This is a genomic window from Chitinophaga filiformis, assembly GCF_900102545.1.
GTDB lineage: Bacteria > Bacteroidota > Bacteroidia > Chitinophagales > Chitinophagaceae > Chitinophaga > Chitinophaga filiformis.
The window spans coordinates 1-1,710 of sequence record NZ_FNBN01000020.1 but is presented as its reverse complement, the minus strand read 5'-3'; the positions used below and the strand labels follow the sequence as shown (position 1 = coordinate 1,710).

Genomic DNA, 1,710 nt, shown 5'->3' with positions numbered 1-1,710 from the left:
GTATCCCTACGGGCAACTGCATATATGTAAGACGGGATATTGGGCTTAGTTTTGTGTAGGTTTCCAGTTGTGAGGTAGCAGATCTTTGATTTTATTAACCGGATACTCGGCGACGATAGCAAGTACATCTGCCAGCCACTCGATAGGGTTAATCCTGTGCATTTTGCAGGTTCCAAGTAAGCTGTATAACATTGCTGACCTTTTTGCTGCTTCGTGTGAGCCTGCAAAGAGGTGGTTTTTGCGGCCAAGGGCTATCGGACGGATGGAGTTTTCTATCAGATTATTATCCGGTAAGAGATTTCCAGTCCTCGCATAGAGGCTAAGTTTAGCCCATCTTTTGATGCTGTAGGCTAATGCCTGTCCAATTGGACTTTTCGGTAGTACCTGAGCATATTGCTCCGTCATCCATATTCCAAGTGCGCTTAAGACAGGGACAGCCTTTTTAAGACGGTAATCTTTACGAGCGTTGTAGTCGAACTGCTGAGATGTACAGTGTTGTTCAATCTCATACAGTAGCTGGATCTGTTGCAGCGCATGTTCTGCCCTGTTACGATCATGGTCTAGTGCATCAATAAAATATCTTCTTGCATGTGCCATGCAATGTATAAGGGTGATACCACTACCCTCCGCAATGGTGTCATAAACAAGATATCCGTCAGTCTGTATAGTTCCTTTGTAGGTTGCTAACATCTTAGCAGGACCTTCTTTATTGCGCCCTTCCTGATAGTCAAAAACTACAAGTTTATTGATGCTATCCTGATATGCCCAAAAGAAGCCTCTGTGAGTCTTGCCCTTCTTGTCTTTGTCCAGAACTGGCATTGGAGTTTCATCACACTGAATATAATCAACGCTCAGCACATGGCTGACTAACGATTCGTAAAGAGGCGTGATCAGATTAGCAGCAGCACTGACCCAGTCAGTTAAAGTAGAATATGGAAATTTTACGCCAGCGCGTTCGAAGCGTTGCATCTGACGATGGAGAGGCAAATGATCCACGAACTTATCGATGATCATCTGCGCTAACAGGCTTGATCCTGCAATGCATTTAGGAAGTGGCATATTGGGCAATGGCGCTGTGATAATATTGGACGCTGTGGCATCTGATTCCGGCGCCAGGTATTTGTAACGGATATATTTTTTGACGTACAGTTCTGCAGCTTTATATTCCAATACTTCTGTTTCCAGTTGTCCGATTTTCTTACTTCCTGGTGGAATATGAGCAGGTTCAATAATGATTTCTTCCCTACGCAGGTGATCAGGCAATTTGTTTCTGCCAGGATGTGAAGGCGGTTCGGTATTGACCCTGGAGCGTGTGTACGTGATTCTTTGGGCTGTAATAACACTACTGGCAAGTGTCTGCTCAGGTTGGATGTCAAGTGACAGCTGTTGAGGAGGGACATCATTAGATATGAACTTCTCATGACGGCTTCCGAAAATCATCTTCTTCAATACTGCCAACTCATGCTTTAACTGACCGATAGTTTGTTCGGCCTGTTCATAACGTTGCTTATAATCAATGTTGGGGTTTGACTGCATTGCGAGTGCAATGATAGTAAACACTCTTGTAAATAATGTTAGCGCGATGTTAACGTACAAATGTTTGTTGGCCGTACCTCTTTCTATAATGAACCTTTTGTAGACTAATGCCCTGTAGAATCAACACCAGCTGACTGTAAGTAATTACCACATGTCTTTGGTCGTGCAGGAACA

1 protein-coding gene is annotated in these 1,710 nt (G+C 43.9%); it reads right to left on the bottom strand.

All coding sequences use genetic code 11. The features are described from left to right. Nucleotides 1-45: 45 nt before the first annotated feature. Complete coding sequence (gene tnpC, locus BLR32_RS33685) at nt 46-1,536, bottom strand: IS66 family transposase (RefSeq protein WP_089839132.1); 1,491 nt, start codon at nt 1,534-1,536, stop codon at nt 46-48. Between the last annotated feature and the right edge of the window lie 174 nt (nt 1,537-1,710).